Source organism: Anoxybacteroides voinovskiense (assembly GCF_014196205.1).
GTDB lineage: Bacteria > Bacillota > Bacilli > Bacillales > Anoxybacillaceae > Anoxybacteroides > Anoxybacteroides voinovskiense.
Genome location: NZ_JACIDE010000019.1, coordinates 40277 through 62093, shown reverse-complemented (window position 1 = coordinate 62093; position 21817 = coordinate 40277). Strand labels below are relative to the sequence as shown.

General features: G+C 44.1%; 23 protein-coding genes. 16 read left to right on the top strand and 7 right to left on the bottom strand.

Annotation, left to right across the window (positions count from 1 at the left end; all coding sequences use genetic code 11):
* Positions 1-171 precede the first annotated feature (171 nt).
* Positions 172-975, bottom strand: a complete 804-nt coding sequence (locus tag GGR02_RS12440) for an NAD kinase (RefSeq protein WP_183185336.1) — start codon at positions 973-975, stop codon at positions 172-174.
* Positions 976-1090: 115 nt separating this feature from the next.
* Between GGR02_RS12440 and sppA the strand changes: the two genes are divergently transcribed.
* The 8 genes from sppA to GGR02_RS12400 all read left to right on the top strand — a co-directional run bounded on the left by sppA (position 1091) and on the right by GGR02_RS12400 (position 7696).
* Positions 1091-2101, top strand: a complete 1011-nt coding sequence (sppA, locus tag GGR02_RS12435) for a signal peptide peptidase SppA (protein ID WP_183185334.1) — start codon at positions 1091-1093, stop codon at positions 2099-2101.
* Between the two features lie 11 nt (positions 2102-2112).
* On the top strand, positions 2113-2586 hold the full coding sequence (locus GGR02_RS12430; RefSeq protein ID WP_183185332.1) for an RDD family protein: 474 nt from the start codon (positions 2113-2115) through the stop codon (positions 2584-2586).
* Between the two features lie 323 nt (positions 2587-2909).
* Entirely contained in the window at positions 2910-3569 is a 660-nt protein-coding gene (locus GGR02_RS12425) for a DUF2953 domain-containing protein (RefSeq protein WP_229706200.1), read from the top strand.
* Positions 3570-3580: 11 nt separating this feature from the next.
* Positions 3581-4027 carry a GerW family sporulation protein gene (gene ytfJ / locus GGR02_RS12420; RefSeq protein WP_183185330.1) on the top strand — a complete coding sequence of 149 codons (447 nt, stop codon included), beginning with the start codon at positions 3581-3583 and terminating at the stop codon, positions 4025-4027.
* Between the two features lie 74 nt (positions 4028-4101).
* Positions 4102-4602: a thiol peroxidase gene (tpx, locus tag GGR02_RS12415; RefSeq protein WP_183185328.1), complete on the top strand. Its 501-nt coding sequence runs from the start codon at positions 4102-4104 to the stop codon at positions 4600-4602.
* Positions 4603-4700: 98 nt separating this feature from the next.
* Complete coding sequence (locus tag GGR02_RS12410) at positions 4701-5690, top strand: class I SAM-dependent methyltransferase (protein WP_183185326.1); 990 nt, start codon at positions 4701-4703, stop codon at positions 5688-5690.
* 224 nt (positions 5691-5914) lie between these two features.
* Complete coding sequence (locus GGR02_RS12405) at positions 5915-7108, top strand: acetate kinase (protein ID WP_183185324.1); 1194 nt, start codon at positions 5915-5917, stop codon at positions 7106-7108.
* Positions 7109-7186: 78 nt separating this feature from the next.
* Complete coding sequence (locus GGR02_RS12400) at positions 7187-7696, top strand: MogA/MoaB family molybdenum cofactor biosynthesis protein (RefSeq protein WP_183185322.1); 510 nt, start codon at positions 7187-7189, stop codon at positions 7694-7696.
* Positions 7697-7940: 244 nt separating this feature from the next.
* Here the strand turns inward: GGR02_RS12400 and GGR02_RS12395 are convergent, their stop codons facing one another.
* Positions 7941-8246, bottom strand: a complete 306-nt coding sequence (locus GGR02_RS12395; RefSeq protein WP_373286631.1) for a hypothetical protein — start codon at positions 8244-8246, stop codon at positions 7941-7943.
* A 193-nt stretch (positions 8247-8439) separates the two neighbouring features.
* On the opposite strand from GGR02_RS12395, the gene GGR02_RS12390 reads away from it, so the two are divergent.
* Both GGR02_RS12390 and argH read left to right on the top strand, forming a co-directional pair.
* A complete protein-coding gene (locus GGR02_RS12390) occupies positions 8440-9648 on the top strand; it encodes an argininosuccinate synthase (RefSeq protein WP_183185320.1) in 1209 nt (402 codons plus the stop codon).
* Entirely contained in the window at positions 9645-11024 is a 1380-nt protein-coding gene (gene argH, locus GGR02_RS12385; RefSeq protein WP_183185318.1) for an argininosuccinate lyase, read from the top strand. The genes GGR02_RS12390 and argH overlap by 4 nt, the downstream gene beginning before the upstream one ends.
* Before the next feature lie 65 nt (positions 11025-11089).
* On the opposite strand, the gene GGR02_RS12380 is transcribed toward argH, so the two are convergent.
* Complete coding sequence (locus GGR02_RS12380) at positions 11090-11545, bottom strand: universal stress protein (protein ID WP_183185316.1); 456 nt, start codon at positions 11543-11545, stop codon at positions 11090-11092.
* Positions 11546-11656: 111 nt separating this feature from the next.
* Here GGR02_RS12380 and GGR02_RS12375 point away from each other — a divergent pair, with 111 nt between their 5' ends.
* On the top strand, positions 11657-11803 hold the full coding sequence (locus tag GGR02_RS12375) for a hypothetical protein (RefSeq protein ID WP_183185314.1): 147 nt from the start codon (positions 11657-11659) through the stop codon (positions 11801-11803).
* A 118-nt stretch (positions 11804-11921) separates the two neighbouring features.
* Positions 11922-12680 carry an SDR family oxidoreductase gene (locus tag GGR02_RS12370; protein ID WP_183185312.1) on the top strand — a complete coding sequence of 253 codons (759 nt, stop codon included), beginning with the start codon at positions 11922-11924 and terminating at the stop codon, positions 12678-12680.
* A gap of 27 nt (positions 12681-12707) precedes the next feature.
* Here GGR02_RS12370 and GGR02_RS12365 read toward each other — a convergent pair whose 3' ends face one another.
* Entirely contained in the window at positions 12708-13802 is a 1095-nt protein-coding gene (locus GGR02_RS12365) for a M24 family metallopeptidase (protein ID WP_183185310.1), read from the bottom strand.
* 130 nt (positions 13803-13932) lie between these two features.
* Between GGR02_RS12365 and GGR02_RS12360 the strand changes: the two genes are divergently transcribed.
* Positions 13933-14613 carry a metal-dependent hydrolase gene (locus GGR02_RS12360; RefSeq protein WP_183185308.1) on the top strand — a complete coding sequence of 227 codons (681 nt, stop codon included), beginning with the start codon at positions 13933-13935 and terminating at the stop codon, positions 14611-14613.
* Between the two features lie 109 nt (positions 14614-14722).
* On the top strand, positions 14723-16039 hold the full coding sequence (locus tag GGR02_RS12355; RefSeq protein ID WP_183185306.1) for a CBS domain-containing protein: 1317 nt from the start codon (positions 14723-14725) through the stop codon (positions 16037-16039).
* Positions 16040-16053: 14 nt separating this feature from the next.
* On the opposite strand, the gene GGR02_RS12350 is transcribed toward GGR02_RS12355, so the two are convergent.
* Positions 16054-16365 carry a YtpI family protein gene (locus GGR02_RS12350; RefSeq protein ID WP_183185304.1) on the bottom strand — a complete coding sequence of 104 codons (312 nt, stop codon included), beginning with the start codon at positions 16363-16365 and terminating at the stop codon, positions 16054-16056.
* 88 nt (positions 16366-16453) lie between these two features.
* On the opposite strand from GGR02_RS12350, the gene GGR02_RS12345 reads away from it, so the two are divergent.
* Positions 16454-17401 carry a DHH family phosphoesterase gene (locus tag GGR02_RS12345; protein WP_183185302.1) on the top strand — a complete coding sequence of 316 codons (948 nt, stop codon included), beginning with the start codon at positions 16454-16456 and terminating at the stop codon, positions 17399-17401.
* A 24-nt stretch (positions 17402-17425) separates the two neighbouring features.
* Here GGR02_RS12345 and ytrI read toward each other — a convergent pair whose 3' ends face one another.
* Together ytrI and GGR02_RS12335 are read right to left on the bottom strand one after the other, a co-directional pair.
* Positions 17426-17932: a sporulation membrane protein YtrI gene (gene ytrI, locus GGR02_RS12340; RefSeq protein ID WP_183185300.1), complete on the bottom strand. Its 507-nt coding sequence runs from the start codon at positions 17930-17932 to the stop codon at positions 17426-17428.
* Positions 17929-18270, bottom strand: a complete 342-nt coding sequence (locus GGR02_RS12335; RefSeq protein WP_066327642.1) for a YtrH family sporulation protein — start codon at positions 18268-18270, stop codon at positions 17929-17931. Before GGR02_RS12335 ends, ytrI begins: the two co-directional genes overlap by 4 nt.
* 120 nt (positions 18271-18390) lie before the next feature.
* Here GGR02_RS12335 and dnaE point away from each other — a divergent pair, with 120 nt between their 5' ends.
* Positions 18391-21696 carry a DNA polymerase III subunit alpha gene (gene dnaE / locus GGR02_RS12330; RefSeq protein ID WP_183185298.1) on the top strand — a complete coding sequence of 1102 codons (3306 nt, stop codon included), beginning with the start codon at positions 18391-18393 and terminating at the stop codon, positions 21694-21696.
* Positions 21697-21817 lie beyond the last annotated feature (121 nt).

Here is a 21817-nt window from a genome sequence, read left to right as displayed (position 1 = left end):
AACAATACGTCTTACAGCATCCAGATGAGGTGTTACGCCGCATCGGGTGTGCTACGTGAACCAGAGGTTAAAATTTTAATTTGGATGTATATAGAAACTGCTTCCTCTCCTTTAATTGACGAACGAAAATGGTAGAAAAGAGGCTCTTTGAGGCCTCTTTTCCTTTTTCTCTTACAAAAACGTCCGCTTGACTTTTTCCCAGAACGAGTTGTCTTTTAAACGGACGGTTTTGATGACGCGGTCGCTTAACGAAATGTCGATTTTTTCGATATGGCGGATGCTTAGCGCTTCGTTATCCATGCCAATGAGCGGGTAATGATTTCCTTCCAGCGAAATTTTTAACGTTAGTTTCCGCTTTCCACTCAAAATAAATGACGATCCAAGCGTTCGATACCGGTTGTTGTTTAAGGAAGCGAGTTCGCTCACTTGAATGCACGGAAGCAACGGGTCAACGACTGCGCCGTTGACGGACTTATTGTATGCCGTGCTTCCTGTTGGCGTAGCGACAATCATTCCATCGCCGCGGAATGTTTCAAAATGAAGGTCATCAATGAATACGTCCATCACAAACGTTTTAATAATTCCCGAGCGAATGGAACACTCGTTTAAGCAAAAAAACGAAGCGGCATTATCGATTGCTACTTCGATAATCGGATAGCGGCGCACTTCCATTTGTTCGCTTGAGGCAGCTTGCACCATATGCTCAGTGTCCTCAATTTGAAAATCGCAATAAAACCCGCGGGATGATAGTGTAGAAATGCCGGCATATAAACAATCGTCGCGAAATCCTGTTTGCCGTACCGCCTGCAAAAAGGTGCCATCGTCCCCGACGCTGACGATGACGTTTGCATCTTGGTGGTCGTCCACGACGACAAAGCCATGCTCTTTTGCTAGATTTACTAGCGGTTGGACGCGCTTCGTTAGCTCGTCGTCATGCTTGTAAAAAAAATACATGCGGTTTCGACGTTCTGGCATGGTAAAACCTCCATTGTCATATTTTAGTTGATGTGGAATTATGGTAAAATAAATGAATCAACTATAGTTTACCATTTATTTTTAGAAACTGAAATAATGTCAAGGGGGAATCAGCATGAACCGGAAGCGCTGGATTGCGCTCGCAGTAGCCATTGTACTATTTATTATTTCTTCGCTTGTTAGCGTCATTTCTTCATTAATGACAAAAGACGCAGGAAAATGGTCGGAAGGATGGCTAGCGTTAGTTGAGCAAAATTTTAGCGAAGAAGTGCTGAAAGACGGGGATCCATCGAAAAAAATTGTCGTGCTTGAAGTGAATGGCGTCATTCAAGACACCGATGAGGCAAACTCGCTCTTTTCCGCAGAAGGGTACAATCATCGCAATTTTTTACAAATGATTGACCAAGCGAAAAACGACGATGCGGTGAAAGCCATTATCTTGCGCGTCAATTCTCCAGGAGGAGGCGTCGTAGAAAGCGCAGAAATTCATGATCAATTAGTGAAACTAAAAGAAGAAACGAAAAAGCCGATTTATGTGTCAATGGGTTCGATGGCAGCTTCCGGCGGCTATTATATTTCGACCGCGGGCGATAAAATTTTTGCTAGCCCTGACACCATAACAGGCTCGCTCGGTGTCATTATGCAAAGCTTAAACTACGAAGGTTTAGCGAAAAAGTACGGAGTGGAAATGGTAACGATTAAAAGCGGTCCGTATAAAGACATTATGAATCCAGCACGGAAAATGACCGAAGAAGAACGGAACATTTTACAATCGCTTATCCAAAACGCTTATGGCGGCTTTGTCAAAGTCATTTCTGAAGGAAGGCATTTACCGGAGAGCGAAGTTCGTAAAATTGCCGATGGTCGCATTTACGACGGTCGCCAAGCAAAGCAGCTAAAGCTGATTGACGAATTCGGCTATTTAGATGATACGATTGCGGCGATGAAAAAAGAGCATCATTTAGAAAAAGCGCAAGTGGTGAAATATACGAGCGATTTTGGCTTTAGTTCGTTATTCCGGACAAACGCACAGACATTTCTCCCAAATGATACGGAAGAAATGAAACTAGTGAAGTTCTTTTCCACGCCAAAATCACCTCGGCTAATGTATTTGTATGCGGAATAAGGGGGATGCATATGGAAAATGTGTATACGCTTGAAAACAACGTTGATATAACGCCAAGTCAGCCACCCCGCTACGCAGGTTTTTGGATGCGATTTTGGGCATATTTACTTGATTTGTTCGTCGTTGGCAGCATCGATCGTTTAGTCGTTTACCCGGTCTTTCGTCTGCTTGACCTTTCTGTCGATAAAGCGACGATGTTCTCACCGATTGCGATTGCCACCGCAGTCGTATTTTACGGCTATTTCGTGTGCATGACAAAATTTTTTCAGCAAACCGTTGGAAAAATGGTGTTTGGCTTAAAAGTCGTGACGATGAACGATGAACCATTCACGTGGTTTACGGTGTTGTTTCGCGAAGTCATTGGAAAATTTATTGCGAAGTTCATTTTATTTATCGGTTTTCTTTTTGTCGCCTTTTCCGAGAAAAAGCAAGGGCTACACGATCAAATTGCGGATACAACTGTTATTCACGAACACGAGTGTTGATTATCCATTATTTTACTAAAAAAACACAGAATTATATGACTGAACACAAGCTTTTCTGCCTCTTCCCTCGAACAAGAACGCCGGCGGGCAAATAACATTTGCCCGCAAAGCGTTCATTGTTCGAGGAGGGCATGCTGTGCGCATGCCCAGTCGGCAAGCGAACCGCTTGCCGACTACGGCAGAAAAGCTAGAAATAGAGCGATGTCAACTTGTTTTTATTGGTTAATCAACACGCCTGATTCACGAATAAACCTGCAAACGCAGGTTTATTTTTTTTACAGATGGTGACAATGATATGTTGAAAGGAAGTGCAGACATTGAAAGTGATCGCTGTCATCCTCCCGATAGTATTGCTTTTTTTTCTTTGGATGAAACTGTCCATTACTATCTTTTTTCGGCATGCCCAAGATGACGATGAGTGTCGCGTGACGTTTCGGGTCTTGTTCGGTCTGATTCGCTATACGATTCGCATTCCTTTAATTAAAGTAGAGAAAGAATCCCCTGGAATTGTAGTGGCTCATAAAACGGCGCAAAACGTTTCCGAAAGCGAACCGAAACGAACGAAATATAGTCCGCAAGAAATTATTCATAGTTTCCAAAAAGCAAAAGATTTCGCCGAGCATGTCGTGCATTTGCATGTGATTATCCGTAAATTTTGTTCGCATATCACCGTCACGACATTTGAGTGGCAGTCGAAAATCGGAACTGGTGACGCTGCACAAACAGGCGTGCTCGTCGGAATTGGCTGGTCTGTAAAGTATGGCGTTTTAGCGCTCATCAGCAAATATATGAGAGTAAAAACAACACCTGTTCTGTCGCTTATCCCGTCATTCCAGCAAGCAGTGTCGGAAACAAACTTTGTATGTATGATTCATTTTCGTATCGGGCATGCTATAGTAGCAGGAATACGAATAATGAAATATTGGCGCGGGAGTCGGTTGAAAAAAGAAACGTTCAACCGTCAAGCAAATGAAAGTTATTAGGAGGTTTCGCTATGAGCAATCATCCAATTCAAGGACTTATGACAACGGCGATGGAAAATTTAAAGCAAATGATTGATGTAAATACGATTATCGGCGATCCAGTGGAAACGCCGGACGGCAGTGTCATTTTGACGGTTTCCAAAGTAGGCTTCGGTTTTGCGGCAGGCGGAAGCGAGTTTATGTTGGACGGAAAACAAAACGGGCACACGCCAAACAGCCAAGCAAATAGTGAACACCCGTTTGGCGGCGGTTCCGGCGGCGGAGTATCTATTACACCGATTGCGTTTTTAGTTGTCAATTCTTCCGGAGTGAAGCTATTACATCTCGATGAAAACACGCATTTATACGAAAAAATTTTAGATTTTGCCCCACAAGTGGTCGAGAAAATTCAAGCGATGTTAAAGAAAAATAAAGAAGAGCAGCCACATCCGAAAGATGATTTAGGGAATTTAATCTAAAGCAAAATCGTTGAAAATTTTTTTCATTCCCGTTATGATTACCCTATACATATTTTTTATGGGAGGAATTTTCAATGGCCAATGTAACGTTCAAAGGGAATCCAGTGACACTAGTCGGGAATGAAGTGAAAGTAGGCGACAAAGCGCCCGACTTCAAAGTATTGGCGAACGATTTATCAGAAGTGACGCTTGCGGATACGAAGGGCTTTGTTCGCTTAATTAGCGTCGTTCCATCGATCGATACAGGCGTGTGCGATGCGCAAACGCGCCGTTTTAACGAAGAAGCAGCGAAACTTGATAACGTGAAAGTGTTGACGGTTAGCGTTGACTTGCCGTTTGCGCAAAAACGTTGGTGCGGAGCAGCTGGAATTGAGAATGTGCAAATGCTTTCCGACCATCGCGATGTGTCGTTCGGGCAAGCGTTCGGTGTCTTAATGAAAGAATTGCGTTTGCTTGCTCGTGCGGTATTTGTCGTCGACAGCAACGACACTGTCACATACGTCGAATACGTACCGGAAGCAACAAACCATCCAAACTACGAAGCAGCGATTGAAGCGGCAAAAGCAGCGAAATAAGCAAAAGGCCCCAAGGTTCGGGGTCTTTTTTATTTGAAAACGGCGCCAAGACGACATACAATAAAAAATTGGACACCCATTACGAAGGGGGAAAATACATGACACCAATTGAGCGATTATTTACGTTATTTGATGAAACGGCGCTTATTTTACAAGAAGAGCTGCATTGCACCTATTTAGAAGCGGTGGCGGAAACGGGCGAGAATGTTTTTCATGGGGATGTATTGCAAGAAGAAGTGAGCGAACTCAATAAAAAGCGGTTAAAAAATGCGTACAAACAAATGTTGCTTGAGCGGTTTACGAACGAAGAAATTCGCAAGTCGTTCCAGCTTGCAGTGTTGAAAGGAATGAAAGAGCATACGCAACCGCACCATCAAATGACACCGGATGCGGTTAGCTTATTTATGAGTTATTTAGTGAATAAATTTACCGCTAACTATTTTGCGCTAACGATTCTTGACCCAGCAGTTGGTACCGCCAATTTATTAACGGCGGTTCTCAATCATTTGTCAAATAAACAAGTGAAAAGCTACGGTATCGATGTCGATGATTTATTAATGAAATTAGCGTACGTAAATGCGAATTTGCAAAAACACCCTGTCCACTTTTTTAACCAAGATAGCTTACAACCGCTATTTGTTGATCATGCCGATGTCGTCATTTGCGATTTGCCTGTTGGCTATTATCCGAACGATGACAACGCATCGCGGTTTGTGCTGAAAGCGGAAAGCGGGCATTCATACGCGCACCATTTGTTTATCGAACAAAGCGTCCATTATACAAAAGAAGGCGGTTATTTGTTTTTCTTAATTCCAAACTCGCTATTTACGAGCGACCAAGCACCACAGCTTCATGCGTTTTTAAAAGAACATACTATCATTCAAGGATTGCTGCAACTCCCGCTGTCGATGTTTAAAAACGAGCAAGCAGCGAAAAGCATTTTTATTTTGCAAAAGAAAGGCGCTCGAGTGAAAGCACCGAAAAAAGCGCTACTTATTGAACTTCCGAAGTTTTCGAATAAACAAGCGATGACGGCGATGATGCATAAAATCGACGAATGGTTTGTTGAAGAAAAGAAAGAGCTCTAACAAGGGCTCTTTTCGCTTATTAAGCCAATTTGAAAGCGATTTTTGCGAACGAACGGAAAGGGCGTTTGCTTGATTCGAATTTTGTGAATATAAAAACATATTCCGTGCAATCGGTTACAATTTCGTGAAGTGCTTGAAAACACAAGAAAATCATGCGTAAAATGAAAAAGGATTGTCGGATTTGGAATACTAATGGAGAAGCGCTTTAAAGGAGTTGTTTTTATATGTCAAAAATTATGGCGATTAACGCAGGAAGCTCGTCGCTGAAATTTCAGCTGTTTGAAATGCCGAGCGAGGCAGTGTTAACGAAAGGAATGGTCGAGCGAATCGGCTTTGAAGATGCGATTTTTACGATTGTTGTGAACGGGGAAAAAGTGCAAGAAGTAACAGCAATTCCGGACCATGCGGTTGCGGTGAAAATGCTCTTAGATAAATTAATTCGGTTTGGCATTATTCAGTCGTTTGCCGAAATTGACGGAATTGGCCACCGTGTCGTTCATGGTGGCGAGAAGTTTAGCGATTCGGTGTTAATTACAGACGAGGTGCTTAAAGAAATTGAAGAGCTTTCTGAGCTTGCGCCACTGCATAACCCAGCGAACATTGTCGGCATTAAAGCATTTAAAGAAGTATTGCCAAACGTGCCTGCGGTTGGGGTATTTGATACGGCGTTCCACCAAACGATGCCAGAACAGTCGTTTTTATATAGCCTTCCGTATGAATATTATACAAAATTCGGCATCCGGAAGTACGGCTTCCATGGGACATCCCATAAATACGTCACGCAGCGAGCGGCAGAGTTGCTAGGACGTCCGATTGAACAATTGCGCCTTATTTCGTGCCACCTTGGGAACGGAGCGAGTATTGCGGCAGTGGAAGGCGGAAAATCGATCGATACGTCGATGGGCTTTACGCCGTTAGCTGGGGTAGCGATGGGCACACGTTCCGGAAACATTGACCCAGCATTGATTCCATACATTATGGAGAAGACAGGAAAAACTGCCGAAGAAGTGATTGAAGTATTGAATAAGCGAAGCGGAATGCTCGGGATTTCTGGGTTTTCGAGCGATTTGCGCGACATTGAAAAAGCAGCATCGGAAGGAAACGAGCGGGCAGAATTAGCGCTCGAAGTGTTTGCGAACCGCATTCATAAATATATTGGTTCCTATGCGGCGCGCATGTGCGGAGTCGACGCGATTATTTTCACAGCGGGAATTGGGGAAAATAGCGACGTCGTGCGGGCAAAAGTATTGCGCGGCCTTGAGTTTATGGGCGTCTACTGGGATCCAGCGCTCAACAAAGTGCGCGGCAAAGAAGCGTTCATCAGCTATCCGCACTCGCCGGTAAAAGTATTAGTGATTCCGACGAATGAAGAAGTCATGATCGCCCGCGATACAGTTAGATTAGCAAGATTAGTATAAGATAAGGAAAGCTAGACATCGCGTTATGTCTAGCTTTTTGTATAATAGAAATGAACAAATGACGAAAGGTAGATGCTAATGAGCGTAAACGAACATAAAAAAGAAGCACCGCGCGTCATTCGCTGTAAAGTGGTAACCGTAAGCGATACAAGAACGGAAGAAACAGATAAAAGTGGTCAATTAATGATGCAGCTTTTGAAAGAGGCGGGGCACGAAATCGTGGATTACGAAATCGTGAAAGATGAAAAAGAAGCGATTCACGCTGCGGTTCTCCATGGCTGTGAACATGCAGAAATCGATGTAGTGCTGACAAATGGCGGCACTGGAATTGCCAAACGGGACGTGACGATTGAAACGGTTAAAGAAATCATCGAAAAAGAAATTGTTGGGTTTGGCGAGCTATTTCGCATGATTAGCTATACGGAAGATATCGGCTCCGCGGCGATGCTGTCACGCGCGATCGCTGGCGTCGCGAATAATACGGCAATCTTTTCGACGCCGGGTTCGACGGGGGCGGTACGGTTGGCGATGACAAAACTCATTTTGCCAGAGCTGCGCCACGTCATTCGCGAAATTCGCAAAGATTAAGAAAAGCGCAAAGCGCCCGCCTATCGGCGAAGATCGCACAAGCCCCACCGAGGAGGCTCAGCCAAAGCAAAGCTTTGGCTTGCGCGGGATATTTCAAAGAAGCAAACTCAGTGTGTCGCCGCAGAAAGAAGGGACGGAGCGACTCGAGCCGATGGCGCTTGGAGCTAGACAGCTCCCATCCTAACCGCGGGAGCCCAAAATTTATACTTTCTTACCTTTTTATAATAGGCGGCTTAAGCCGCCTTTATTGATGCAATTTGGCAGAGACCGTTTGATTCAACCGATACCAAATCCATAAATCGTTAATGACCGAAGCTAATTCTGCGATTTCGGAATTGAGTCGGCACGAGCGAGCAAAGTCGCTTTCGTCGCTCAATTCTGCTTGTTTTTGATTGATCGTTTGTTCGAGTTCCGCGATTCGGTCAGGAATCACCCCACGAATGTTTTCCCACTCTAACAAAATAGCATGCTGTTCTTTCTCGCTATACTCTTCCCACGCTTTTTCAAGCACTGGCAGTCGAATGCCGAGTCGTTCATCATATGCAAACACGATTTCCCCCTCACTTTCTTACTGTTTATTGTACAAAAAAATGTGAAAAAGACCAACGAATTCGAACAGTATTTTTATACTTTTTGATGAATAACTATTGAAAAAGACAGTAAAAGCTGATAAAGTGATATTGTAATAAATGAATAATTATTTATATTTAAGTATATTTATGTGAAAAGGAAGGGGAAAACATATGGCAAATCCGAAAATTGTGTTAGCCTACTCGGGCGGTTTAGATACATCTGTTGCGATTAAGTGGTTACAAGAACGAGGGTATGACGTCGTTGCATGCTGTTTAGATGTCGGCGAAGGAAAAGATCTTGATTTTGTCAAAGAAAAAGCGCTCACTGTCGGCGCCGTTAAATCGTACGTTATCGATGCGAAAGAAGAGTTTGCGAACGAATATGCGCTTGTCGCATTGCAAGCACACACCCTTTACGAAGGAAAATATCCGCTCGTATCGGCGCTTTCACGTCCTTTAATTGCGAAAAAGCTAGTAGAAATTGCCGAGCTAGAAGGGGCAGTAGCAGTGGCGCATGGCTGCACAGGGAAAGGAAACGACCAAGTGCGGTTTGAAGTATCGATTAAAGCATTAAACCCGAACTTAGAAGTCGTAGCGCCAGTACGTGAATGGAGCTGGTCGCGGGAAGAAGAAATTGAATATGCAAAAAAACATAACATTCCGATTCCAATCGACTTAGATAGCCCGTTTTCGATTGACCAAAACTTATGGGGACGCAGCAATGAATGTGGGATTTTAGAAGATCCATGGGCCGCACCGCCAGAAGAAGCGTATGAATTAACAGCAGCGCTTGAAAAAACACCAGACGTGCCCGACATGATTGAAATTGGCTTTGAACAAGGCGTGCCAAAAACGTTAAACGGCAAAGAATATTCGCTTGCGTCGCTTATTTTAGAATTGAACGCACTTGCGGGCAAACATGGCGTCGGGCGTATCGACCATGTCGAAAACCGCCTTGTCGGCATTAAATCGCGCGAAGTGTACGAATGCCCTGGAGCGATTACGCTCATTAAAGCGCATAAAGAACTAGAAGATTTAACACTTGTGAAAGAAGTCGCGCACTTTAAGCCGCTTATCGAACAAAAATTAGCGGAAGTCATTTATAATGGGCTATGGTTTTCCCCATTAAAAGATGCGCTTCTTGCGTTCTTAAAAGAAACACAAAAAAATGTTACTGGCGTTGTGCGGGTGAAGTTGTTTAAAGGCCATGCGATTATCGAAGGACGGAAATCGCCGTTTTCCTTATACGACGAAAAGCTTGCCACATACACAGCAGAAGACGAATTCGATCATCAAGCAGCCGTTGGCTTTATTTCCTTATTCGGCTTGCCGACGAAAGTATATAGCATCGTGAACAATCAAAAGAAGGTGACCGTGTGAAAAAGCTTTGGGGCGGACGGTTTACGAAAACAGCGGAAGAATGGGTCGATGAGTTTGGCGCATCGATCCCATTCGACCAAGAATTAGTCGAAGAAGATATCGAAGGAAGCATCGCTCATGCGACGATGCTCGGAAAATGCGGCATTTTGCCGAGTGAAGATGCGGAAAAAATTAGAGCTGGCTTGCTGTCGCTTTTAGAAAAAGCAAAGCAAGGGAAACTCGAATTTTCCGTTGCTTATGAAGATATTCATTTAAACATTGAAAAAATGTTAATCGATGAAATCGGTTCAGTTGGTGGAAAATTGCATACCGGACGAAGCCGCAACGACCAAGTAGCGACCGATATGCACCTTTACTTACGCAAGCGCGTCCAAGAAATTATTGAATTAATTCGCGAATTGCAGCACGTACTAGTCCAAAAAGCAGAAGCGCATGTCGAAACGCTTATTCCAGGCTATACGCATTTGCAGCGGGCGCAGCCGGTGTCATTTGCTCATCATTTGCTTGCGTATTTTTGGATGTTTGAACGTGACCGTGAGCGGTTTACGGAATCGCTCAAGCGCATTAATAAGTCACCGCTTGGCGCTGGGGCGCTTGCTGGTACGACGTTTCCGATTGATCGGCAATACACCGCGGATTTGCTTGGATTTGATGGCATTTATGAAAACAGTATCGATGCGGTTAGCGACCGCGATTTTATCATTGAATTTTTAAGCAACAGTTCGCTTTTAATGATGCATTTGTCGCGGTTTTGTGAGGAGTTAATTATTTGGTCGAGCCAAGAATTTCAATTTATCGAAATCGATGATGCGTTTGCCACAGGAAGCAGCATTATGCCACAAAAGAAAAACCCGGACATGGCCGAACTTATTCGTGGAAAAACAGGACGGGTGTACGGAAACTTAGTTGGCTTGTTAACGGTCATGAAAGGAACGCCATTGGCGTATAACAAAGATATGCAAGAAGATAAAGAAGGCATGTTTGATACCGTAAAAACGGTAACTGGTTCGTTAAAAATTTTTGCTGGCATGATTGCGACGATGGAAGTTCGTACGGAAGCGATGAACAAAGCAGTCAAACAAGATTTCTCGAATGCAACAGAATTAGCGGACTACTTAGCGAAAAAAGGCGTTCCGTTTCGTGAAGCACATGAAATTGTTGGGAAGCTCGTGTTGACATGTATTGAAAAAGGGATTTTTTTAGCAGACTTGCCGCTTTCGGAATATAAGGAAGCGTCGAATCTGTTTGAGGAAGACATTTATGAAGCGCTCGACCCATACACTGCTGTAAACCGCCGCAATAGCGCAGGGGGAACTGGATTTGCCGAAGTGCGAAAAGCAATTGAAAAAGCGAAGAAAACAATGAACACTCCGTAAACGTGTTACGGAGTGTTTTATTATTTTATTTGGCTTTGAGAGCTAATCAGTTGCCTTCGCATTTTTTAAATTTCTAATTCTTTTTCTGTCCGCACGACTAAGACGTCGCATTTTGCATAGCGGGTAATATGTTCAGAAACGCTTCCAATTAACAGGCGTTCTACAGCGTTTAATCCAGTAGCGCCGCAAACAATTAAATCCGCATGATGTTTCGGAGCAATGTCTTTGGCAATTTTCACTTTCGGTGAACCAAATTCGATTTCTACGCTAACTTCTTTTACCCCTGCTTCCGCTGCTTGTTTTTGATAGTTTTCTAGCAATTCTTTTGCATACTGCTCTGAACGTTCCACAACCGCACGATCATGCATTTCTACAGCTGCGAGTGCGCGTACGTCAATGATGTGGGTGAGTACAAGTGCAGCGTCATTTCGCTTTGCGATTTCAATCGCTTTTTTAAACGCCCATTCTGCCTCTTTCGAACCATCGACAGCTACAACAATCGTTTTGTACGTCACTGCCATTTTCTCCACTCCCCTTTTGGATAGAAATGCTAACTTTAATGTAAGTATAGCATACAAAGGACAAGGAAAACTATTGGTATCATTACATTTTTATGAAAAGAGGTGGGAAGGATGAAAAAAGAACGCGATGTCAGACAGTCTCTATATGATGAAGAGGCGGTACAAGCAATTAGTGAGCAAATTATGGACGCCTATCAAAGCGGCGTCATTGAGCAAGAGGAAGGATATTACCATCCGCGCCGAGAAGCGGGGGAATAAATAAGCCATCACGGTAGTATTCTACCGTGATGGTTTTATCATTCGTGCGCTGTGCGTGCCTTTTTGGCTACATTTGTAGTAAAGTAAAGAGAGAGATTGTTCATGGGGAGGAGTTTTAGTGAGACACGCCCTCATTACAGCGGGTGCGAAAGGATTAGGTCGAAAAGTGACAGAACGATTGCTTGAGGAAGGCTATTCTGTCACCGTTAACTATCGAAGCGACGAATTAGCGGTGCAGTCGCTGAAAGAAAAATATGCGCATCTATCCGAACGGCTGCAATTTGTTAAAGGGGATGTGACAAAAAAAGAAGATTTGCATGCGCTTGTCGACCAAGCATTTGAGCGATTCGGTCGCATTGATTGTTTAATTAATAATGCCGGTCCTTACATTTTTGAACGAAAAAAACTGGCAGACTATACGGAAGACGAATGGTATGAAATGATTGAAGGGAATTTAAGTGCAGTCTTTCATCTATTTAAAAAAACCATTCCGATTATGCGAGAACAACGGTTCGGTCGCATTATTACATACGGGTTCCAAGGGGCAGCGAGCGCACCAGGCTGGCTACATCGTGCAGCATTTAGTGCGGCAAAAGTTGGATTAGTTTCATTAACGAAAACGATTGCGGTGGAAGAAGCAGAATACGGGATAACGGCGAATATGATTTGCCCTGGCAACATTTTAGGCGAGATGAAAGAAGCGACGATTGCCGAATCACGAAAAAAACGGGACGAGATGACCCCAATTGGTCGCTCGGGGACAGGGGAAGATATTGCACGGGTCATTGCCTTTTTATGTGATGAAAACTCCGACATGATTACCGGTTCAGTCATTGACATTACTGGCGGGTTAGACGTCATTCACCGCTACCGATAAAAAAACAAGCAGCCGTTCGCCGCTTGTTTATACAATCATTAGCTCTTTCGGATAGTTTGTCAGTACTTCAACACCAGTTTCGGTAATTAGCACATCGTCTTCAATGCGCACACCGCCGATAGACGGGACGTAAATGCCTGGTTCAATCGTAAACACCATTCCGCGTTGGAGCGGTAGCGGATTTGTTGCGTTCATGGATGGATATTCATGGATTTCAATCCCTAACCCGTGGCCAACACGGTGGGTAAAATATTCCCCATATCCTGCTTCTTCAATCATTTGTCTTGCGGCTTGGTCGACCGTTCCGACGGCTGTCCCTGGTTTAGAAGCAGCGATGGCGGCAAGTTGCGCTTTTAGGACGGTTTCATATATACGTTTCTGTTCGTCGGTCGGTGTTCCGAAAACGACTGTTCTTGTAATATCTGAACAATATCCATCGAGGACGACGCCTAAATCAAACAACACAAAATCGCCCCGTTGAATAGTGGTTAAGCCAGGAACACCGTGCGGCGCTGCTGTTTTTTCACCAGTTAAGACCATTGTTGCAAACGACATTTCGCGGACGCCTTTTTTCTTCAATTCATACTCAATCGTTGCGATAATGTCCAATTCCGTTTTTCCTTCGGCAATTGCCTGTATGCCGACCTCGACGCCAAAATCGGCAAGCGCCGCTGCTTGACGCAAAATAGCAATTTCGTTTTCTTCTTTTATCATGCGAAGCTCGCGCAACTTTTCTTCGGCGTTTACTACCGTGCAAGCCGGAAAATAGGTGGAGAACTGCTCAAACCGTTCGAGCGAAAGATGGCTTTTTTCGACTGCCACTTTTTCGATTGGGAGCGCAAGTTTTTTTAGATAGTTGGCAATCAGCTCCCACGGATGGTCGGTGTCGCTATAGCCAATGAGCGAATACGCCCAACCAGAGCGCTTTGCTTGTTCGGTTTCCATTTGTGGGCAAACTAGCACAGGTTCTTCGTTTGGAAAAACAAGCAAGCCAAGTAGCCGCTCATGCGGGTCGCTATAAAATCCGCTTAAATAAAAAACGTTCGGTGTTGACGTAATGAAGGCGAAAGAAAGATGTTGTTCTTGTAGCCATTTAGAAAAATGATGTAATCGTTGATTCATCGTATCCCCTTCTTTATTATTTTTCTACTTTTGAGCGTACCAATAACGAAAGAAATTGTAAACAAAAAAGGAATTTAAAAAAGAAATGCGAAATACATACGAAGGAAAAAATGCGAAAGGAGAAGAGAAGATGAAACTAACGTATCATGGACATTCCTTTGTGGAAATTGAAACGAACGGCACGACGATTTTTATCGATCCGTTCATTACCGGAAATGAACTAACCGACTTAACTGCAGAAAAAGTAAACGTCGATGTCATTTTATTGACGCACGGGCACGGCGACCATGTCGGTGATACCGTTCCGCTTACACTGCGCAACAACGCCCTCGTCATTGCACCGTTTGAGCTAGCGACGTATTTAAATTGGCAAGGGGTGAACGTGCACCCGATGCATATTGGCGGGGCGCACCAATTTGGTTTCGGAAAAGTGAAATTAACGCAAGCGTTCCACGGCTCTAGCTACATTGATGAAAATAAACAAATCATTTATACAGGCATGCCGTGCGGGATATTGTTTACTGCGGAAGGAAAAACGATTTATCATGCGGGGGATACGGCGTTATTTTCCGATATGAAGCTAATCGGGGAGCGAAATGAAATTGATGTTGCCTTTTTACCAATTGGCGACAATTTTACAATGGGACCAGAAGATGCGGCGCTTGCGGCAGAATGGCTGCGGGCAAAAACGGTCGTACCGATTCACTACAATACGTTCCCAGTCATTCAGCAAGACCCAGAGCAGTTTGTGTCGATGCTAAAAACAGGCGTTGGAAAAGTATTACGTCCAGGCGAAAGCATCGAACTATAAAAGAGCCCTCGAGGCTCTTTTTTCTTGCCGCAAGCAGATGGGGCACATTGAATCGTCATTCGTTCACTCGTATAATAGGAAGTAGACATTGGACAAAGGGTGAAGACATTTGGCGACAAAACACGAACAAATTTTGCAATATATTGATAGCCTGCCAGTCGGCGAAAAAATTTCCGTTCGACAAATCGCAAAAGAGATGGGCGTGAGCGAAGGAACGGCATACCGCGCGATTAAAGATGCAGAAAACAAAGGGTATGTCAGTACAATTGAGCGCGTCGGTACGATTCGTATTGAACGGAAAAAGAAAGAAAATATTGAGAAGCTAACGTACGCTGAAGTCGTTAATATCGTTGACGGTCAAGTATTAGGCGGGCGGGAAGGGCTTTATAAAACGTTAAACCGCTTTGTTATCGGCGCGATGCAGCTTGAAGCGATGATGCGCTATACAGGTGCAGGGGATTTACTCATTGTCGGCAACCGAACGAAAGCGCATCAACTTGCGTTAGAAGCTGGCGCAGCTGTTTTAATTACTGGCGGTTTCGATACGGCAGATCATGTCAAAAAATTAGCCGATGAATTGCAACTACCAATCATTTCGACAAGCTACGATACGTTTACTGTCGCCACGATGATTAACCGGGCGATTTACGACCAATTGATTAAAAAAGAAATTGTGCTTGTCGAAGACATTTTGATTCCGCTCGAAAAAACGGTGTATTTACAAACGACCGATGTTGTCGAAAAGTGGTACCAGCTGAATCGGGAAACAAAGCATAGCCGCTTTCCTGTCGTTGACCATCAATTCAAAGTGCAAGGAATGGTGACATCAAAAGATGTGCTAGATTGCGACCGACAACTTCCGATTGAAAAAGTGATGACGAAACATCCGATTACTGTCAACGGAAAAACATCGGTAGCCTCCGCATCGCACATGATGGTTTGGGAAGGAATTGAACTGTTGCCGGTCGTCGACGACCATAACCGGCTGCAAGGAATCATTAGCCGCCAAGACGTGCTGAAGGCGCTGCAAATGATTCAGCGGCAACCGCAAGTCGGCGAAACGATCGACGATATTATTACGAGCCAATTTCAAGAACTCGACCCACACTCGAAAACGGAAAACGTTTTTCGTTGCACAATTACGCCGCAAATGACGAACTATTTAGGAACGTTGTCGTATGGCGTTTTCACGACGATTGTAACAGAAGCGGCAACGCGAGCACTTCGTTTGTATAAGCGCGGCGATTTAGTAATGGAAAGCATCACGATTTATTTTATTAAACCAGTGCAAATTGACAGTACTATTGATATTAAAGCGCGGTTATTAGAAATCGGCCGGAAGTTCGGGAAAGTCGATGTGGAAGTATACCATGACGGGGCAGTTGTCGGGAAAGCGATGATGATGTGCCAGTTGATGGATAGATAACAAAAAACGGTGGATTATCCACCGTTTTTTGTTAGTTGCGCTGCTTCCTCGATAACAAGCGGCAAATAATGTTTATATGCGCGATAGCCAGCCCATATGCTTCCGCCGCCAATCAGTAAAAAAATCGTGCCGACAACGTATGTCACCGTAGAGGAATAAAGGAAAAATTGGTTAGCGCCAAAGAAAAAGACGAATGAGCCAAGCGCCATGCTCGCTTTCGCTGAAATCCAGCGGCGTTCCGCTGGACGGTGGCTCCGAAAATACTTCATCTTATAATAAGCATAAAACGATAACGAAAAAATAATGAGAATGACCAATACCGGCACTTATTCCACCACCCTTTCTCTCTACCATTGTACATAGTTTTCCCTTATAATGAAAGAAAACTATCGCAGGAAAGAGGAGAAGTTAAGAATGAAAGAACAAGCACTCGCTATTTTACAGATGATCGAGCAATTTGATACGATTATCATTCACCGCCATGTGCGCCCGGACCCAGATGCGTACGGCTCACAAGGCGGATTAGCAGAAATGTTAAAAGCTTCGTTTCCCGACAAAAAAATTTATACGGTTGGGAAAGAAGAACCATCATTGCATTTTTTACGGCGGCTCGACACAATTAGCGACGACGTTTACGAACAAGCGCTCGTCATTGTTTGTGATACAGCAAATCGAGAGCGAATTTGTGATGAACGGTATCGCCTAGGGCAAAAACTTATTAAAATCGACCATCATCCGAACGAAGACCCATATGGTGACATCGTTTGGGTAGATACAAATGCCAGCTCGACAAGCGAAATGATTTATGAGTTTTATTTAGCAGGGAAAGAAAAAGGACTAGTCATGACAAAAGAAGCGGCTCGTTTAATTTATGCTGGCATTGTTGGCGATACTGGCCGCTTCCTTTTCTCAAGAACGAGTGCAAAAACGTTCCAATATGCAAGCGAGCTCATCCAATATGGGTTCTCGATGACCGAGCTATACAATGAGTTGTATCGCACACCGGTGAACGTTGCCCATTTAAGCGGCTATGTGCTGCAAAACTTTGAACTTTCCGGATCAGGAGTGGCGTTTGTGAAAATACCGAAAGCGCTGCTTGAACAATACGGTGTGACACCTTCGGAAGCATCGCAGCTTGTTAGTTTGTTAGGGGACATTGAAGGAATTCGCGCATGGGTATTTTTCATTGAAGAAGAAAAAGACATTCGCGTGCGGCTACGTTCCAAAGGAGTCATCATCAATGAAGTGGCGAAAAAATACCGCGGCGGCGGCCATCCGTTTGCGGCTGGTGCCACGATTGATTCATGGGACGAAGCTGACCAAGTGATTGCTGATTTAGAAGCGGCGTGCCGTACAAGCTAAAAGGGGGCTCATGTTGCCCCCTTTTTAGTTATTGACGGGTTTTAATTTCACTTCTATCGATAACGTCGTAAATAAAAAAAGCTCGGTTACTTCTAAACGATATGTTTGCTCGTTCATCGTATACGTTTTATTTTCAATCGCCTTCTTTAACAGTTCTTTGCTTTGGTAAACAGTTTCCATATCTTTAGCAATTAAATGAGAAATATCTTCCTTTACGCTTTCTTCGATATGAAATGTTGTATACGAATCAAGCTTGTATTGTTCAGCATTCGCCAGATGGACACGAATTTCTTGGACGGTAAGTTTCTTTTTATTCGCCTTGTTTAACTTTACGTAATCTTCTTGCCAAATGCGAATATCGTTTTGCAAATCGACAATTTTATCCTCTAGTTCGGCAATTCGGCGTGTTTGTTTCTCTTGCAGGGCACCGAATAAATAAAGAAATACAACCCAGCTAATCACGGCTCCGACGGCAGCTCCGGCGAAAAAACGTTGCCACGTTCGTTCGTGATAATACGGTGGAATTCTCATGAGGAAATGTGCTCCTGTGTCAACCATGTAATAATCGTCACGCCTGTTTGTGCCCCGCCAATCGCTGAAAGAATAAGAAAAATTTGTTTCACTAAATCGCGTGTTTCGCCAGAAAACAAGCCGCGGTCGACGGTATAAAACGTATCGAACGTTCCGCCAATCGCCGAAACGACCGCCCAAATTTTTAAATCAAGCGCAAACCGATACATCGACGTAAGCGGCGGCTGCCCCATTAAAAACGCACCAATCCCACCAATAATCGCCCCACCTAATAATACCCCGAGAGCAAGAAAATAACTTTGTACTAATGCTGGGAAAAATGACAGCTTCATCTCCATCGTTGCCCATTCCTTTCGTTCATCCACTTTCCTTTTCATATATATGGACAAACGAAACGAAGTATGTTTTGCGTTACGAAAGTTTTGTCGACTATAATAAGGAAAAAGGAGGGAAAGCCATTGGCGTTTGTTCACCTTCATGTACGGAGCGGGTATAGTTTATTAAACGGGACAGCGAAAATCAATGATTTAGTGAAAAAAGCAAGCGACTTACGCTTCCATGCGTTAGCGTTGACCGATGAAAACGTATTATATGGCGCGATTCCGTTTTACAAGGAGTGCCAAAAATATGGAATTAAGCCGATTATCGGGATGGTTGCGTTGGTGAAATTAGAAGAAAAAGGGTATCCACTTGTGCTGTTAGCAAAAAACGACATCGGCTATCGTCATTTACTGAAAATAAGCAGTGCCATCCAAACGAAAGCGCAAGACGGAATCCCTGAAAAATGGTTAAGGCATTACCGAGAAGGGCTTATTGCGCTAACGCCGGGGAACGATGGACAGATTGAAACGTTGCTTGCCCAAAACGGATGGGAGAAAGCAAGAGAAGTAGCGGATACATATAAACGACTATTTACTAGCGATTTTTATATCGCCATTCAACGACACGGAAAAGAAGAAACGTGGCAGCGCGAGCTAATTCGTTTAAGCAAGGAAGCAAACATTCCGCTCGTTGCAACGAATAATGTTCATTATCTCGAAAAAGAAGACGCGTTTGTGCATGAGTGTCTTCTTGCCATTCAGCGAGGGACAAAAATCCATGAAGAAGGAAAGCGGCTAGAAAGCGGCGAATACTATTTAAAATCAGCGGAGGAAATGGCTTCCTTATTTGCCGATATTCCAGAGGCGATTGCCAATACGGAAAAAATTGCGGCCCAATGTCATATCGATATTCGAGTTGGAGAGAGGAAGCTGCCGAAATATCCTGTGCCTAACAATGAAAATGCCCATGATTATTTGCGGAAGCTTTGTTTCGAAGGATTGCAAGAGCGACTCGCATCGCCATCTCCTGTGTACGTTGAGCGGCTCGAGTATGAGCTAGAAATGATTAAAAAAATGAATTTCAGCGACTATTTTTTAATTGTTTGGGATTTTATGAACTTTGCTCGAAAGCAAGGAATAATGACCGGACCAGGACGCGGTTCGGCGGCTGGCTCGCTTGTTGCGTATACCCTCTACATCACAAACGTTGACCCGATTCCATATGGATTACTGTTCGAGCGGTTTTTAAATCCTGCTCGCGTTTCGATGCCGGATATTGACATTGATTTTCCAGACGATCGGCGGGATGAAGTGATTCAATATGTTGCAAAAAAGTACGGAACCCAGCATGTCGCACAAATTATTACGTTCGGCACGTTTGGTGCGCGAGCTGCGCTGCGCGATGTGGCAAGAGCGATGGGAGTGACGGCTAAAGAAGTAGAACAACTGTTGAAATATCTTCCGCACAAATTAGGGGTGACGCTGCAAGAAGCATATGACGACGTGCCTGCATTTCGTAAAGAAGTACACGCTTCGGAACGAATGCACCAGCTCTTTATGACGGCGCTACGACTTGAGGGACTTCCGCGCCATACATCAACCCATGCAGCAGGGGTAGTAATTAGCGAGCAGCCCCTTTCCGATATCGTTCCGTTGCAGCAAGGGCACGGGGACATTTACTTGACACAATACGCGATGGACGTACTAGAGCAGCTTGGCTTATTAAAAATGGATTTTCTCGGGCTCCGCACATTAACGTTGATTGGAAACATTCAGAAATTGGTTCAGCAAAAAACAAAACAATCGGTCGATTTAACGAATATCCCATTAGATGACAAAAAAACATACGAACTGTTAAGTAATGGGGATACGAGCGGCATTTTTCAGCTCGAATCGGAAGGAATAAAGCAAGTGCTTCGGCAGCTGAAACCGTCGCAATTCGAAGACATCGTCGCCGTTAATGCGCTTTACCGCCCAGGACCAATGGAATTTATTCCAGTATACATTCGCCGCAAACATGGCGAAGAAGCAGTGACGTACTTGCACGAAGACCTTAAACCAATTTTACAGTCAACTTATGGGGTGCTTATTTATCAAGAGCAAATTATGCATATCGCAGCGAAAATGGCTGGGTTTTCGTTAGGGGAAGCTGATTTATTGCGGCGGGCGGTTGGCAAGAAGAAAAAAGAAATTCTTGACGAAAAACGAACGCATTTTGTTAACGGCTGCATCGAGCGTGGATATAGCGAAACGATTGCTCATGAACTATACGATGCCATCGTTCGCTTTGCCAACTATGGATTTAATCGAAGCCATGCGGTCGCTTATAGTTTACTTGCTTATCAATTGGCGTATTTGAAAGCGCACTATCCGTTTTATTTTTACGCGGCGTTATTAACGAGCGCCATTGGCGATGAAAAAAAACTAGCGGAGTATATGCAGGAGATGCGCAAAAGACGTATCCCCTTGCTCCCGCCTTCTATTAATCGAAGCTACTATTCTTTTGCCATCGAAGACGGACATATCCGCTTTAGCCTTGCTGGCATAAAACATGTCGGCGCGATAGCAGTAAAAGCGATTGTCGACGAACGAAAAAAACGACCTTTTTCCGATTTATTCGACTTTTGTGTCCGATTGTCTAAAAAAACGGTCAACCGCAAAACAATCGAATCGTTAATTTTAGCTGGTTGTTTTGATGAATTTGGCGTTGAGCGGTCAGTGTTGCTTGCAACGTTAGACGCAGCGCTTGAGCATGCAGACTTAATGGGACCGTATATTGGCGAAGACATATTTGCGAGCGAATTTTCGTTTAAACCGAAATATGTGGAAGCGCCACCGTTGTCGCTCGAGGAAAAACTTGCGCACGAAAAAGAACTGCTAGGTGTGTATGTGTCTCCGCATCCTATTTCCGCTAAAATAGAGCGGTTGCAGGCAGCGGGAGCGACGTCAATTGCTGACGCGCTAAAAGAACGAAGCGACCAATACGTTCGCGTCGGGGCTTACGTGGTAAGCGAACGAAAAACACGGACGAAAAATGGGGAAGAAATGGCGTTTTTCACTATTAGTGATGAGAGCGAAGAAATAGAGGCAGTCGCCTTTCCAGCGGCATATCGTCACTATCAATCGTTGCTAAAACGAGGAGAAATCGTGCTGCTTGAAGGGAAAGTCGAAACACGCGGCGGAAACGGGAAAATCATCATTAAAAATGTTACCGCACTTAGCGAAGAAACGCTTTTTATTAAAATTTGCCCTCATCATATTCCGAAGCTGGCGTCATTGAAGCAGCTGTTGCAGCGATACCGCGGCACCGTTCCGGTTGTACTTTATTACGAGCACGAACGGAAAACGGTCAAACTATCGCCGGATTATTACGTGAACGCTTCGAGCAAATGTGTAATGGAACTCAAAACATTGATAGGAGGGCCGTATGTCGTAGTGAAATAATCTTTTCTTTACTATTTCGTTGTTTTATTATATTGTATAAACGTTAAGTGGTCAGACCAGACTCGTTCCGATGTTCAACGAAGGGCTATGAAGTTAGTGAGCAATCATGTGCTATTTTTAT

Excerpts from the sequence above, each read along its gene's own strand:
- tpx (WP_183185328.1), top strand. The coding sequence starts at position 4,102 with ATGGCCAATGTAACGTTCAAAGGGAATCCAGTGACACTAGTCGGGAAT.
- GGR02_RS12380 (WP_183185316.1), bottom strand. The coding sequence starts at position 11,545 with ATGGCAGTGACGTACAAAACGATTGTTGTAGCTGTCGATGGTTCGAAA.
- GGR02_RS12345 (WP_183185302.1), top strand. The coding sequence starts at position 16,454 with ATGAAAGAACAAGCACTCGCTATTTTACAGATGATCGAGCAATTTGAT.
- GGR02_RS12405 (WP_183185324.1), top strand. The coding sequence starts at position 5,915 with ATGTCAAAAATTATGGCGATTAACGCAGGAAGCTCGTCGCTGAAATTT.
- GGR02_RS12410 (WP_183185326.1), top strand. The coding sequence starts at position 4,701 with ATGACACCAATTGAGCGATTATTTACGTTATTTGATGAAACGGCGCTT.
- sppA (WP_183185334.1), top strand. The coding sequence starts at position 1,091 with ATGAACCGGAAGCGCTGGATTGCGCTCGCAGTAGCCATTGTACTATTT.
- GGR02_RS12430 (WP_183185332.1), top strand. The coding sequence starts at position 2,113 with ATGGAAAATGTGTATACGCTTGAAAACAACGTTGATATAACGCCAAGT.
- GGR02_RS12365 (WP_183185310.1), bottom strand. The coding sequence starts at position 13,802 with ATGAATCAACGATTACATCATTTTTCTAAATGGCTACAAGAACAACAT.
- ytrI (WP_183185300.1), bottom strand. The coding sequence starts at position 17,932 with ATGAGAATTCCACCGTATTATCACGAACGAACGTGGCAACGTTTTTTC.
- GGR02_RS12375 (WP_183185314.1), top strand. The coding sequence starts at position 11,657 with ATGAAAAAAGAACGCGATGTCAGACAGTCTCTATATGATGAAGAGGCG.
- GGR02_RS12360 (WP_183185308.1), top strand. The coding sequence starts at position 13,933 with ATGAAACTAACGTATCATGGACATTCCTTTGTGGAAATTGAAACGAAC.
- GGR02_RS12440 (WP_183185336.1), bottom strand. The coding sequence starts at position 975 with ATGCCAGAACGTCGAAACCGCATGTATTTTTTTTACAAGCATGACGAC.
- GGR02_RS12335 (WP_066327642.1), bottom strand. The coding sequence starts at position 18,270 with ATGGAGATGAAGCTGTCATTTTTCCCAGCATTAGTACAAAGTTATTTT.
- GGR02_RS12400 (WP_183185322.1), top strand. The coding sequence starts at position 7,187 with ATGAGCGTAAACGAACATAAAAAAGAAGCACCGCGCGTCATTCGCTGT.
- GGR02_RS12390 (WP_183185320.1), top strand. The coding sequence starts at position 8,440 with ATGGCAAATCCGAAAATTGTGTTAGCCTACTCGGGCGGTTTAGATACA.
- ytfJ (WP_183185330.1), top strand. The coding sequence starts at position 3,581 with ATGAGCAATCATCCAATTCAAGGACTTATGACAACGGCGATGGAAAAT.